This is a genomic window from Mesorhizobium sp. M7A.F.Ca.AU.002.02.1.1, assembly GCF_003998535.1.
Classification (GTDB): Bacteria; Pseudomonadota; Alphaproteobacteria; order Rhizobiales; family Rhizobiaceae; genus Mesorhizobium; species Mesorhizobium ciceri.
Genome location: NZ_RZPB01001511.1, coordinates 1 through 402, shown reverse-complemented (window position 1 = coordinate 402; position 402 = coordinate 1). Strand labels below are relative to the sequence as shown.

At 63.7% G+C, this 402-nt stretch carries 1 protein-coding gene; it reads right to left on the bottom strand.

The genetic code is table 11. The features are described 5' to 3' along the window. Positions 1–402: patatin-like phospholipase family protein (locus tag EN879_RS38650; protein WP_206521128.1), on the bottom strand; the 402-nt coding region annotated here is incomplete at both ends.

Genomic DNA, 402 nt, shown 5'->3' with positions numbered 1-402 from the left:
ATCATCAATTGCGTGGCGCCGAACATCAGGTCGACGGAGGTCGGCTGTTTGCGGTCGGCCTCTTCCGGCGCGCCGACGACGTCGACGCCGATGATGATGTCGGCGTCGTTCTCGATCAGGTCGAACGGCACGGGGTTGTAGATGCCGCCGTCGATCAGCAGCCTGCCGTCGCGCATCACCGGACGGAACACGGCAGGGATGGCCGCTGACGCCGCCAGCGCGGAGTGCAGGTCGCCGTCTTCGAAGACGGCCAGCTTGTGACCGAAATAGTCGGTCGCCGTCACCTTCAGCGGGATCTTCAGCTCGGCAAAGGTTTCGGGGATGGCCTCGGGCAGAAAGGCTTTCAGGATGCGCTCGACATTGAACTGGCTGACGCGGATGCCGTTCTGCATGGCTTCGGCT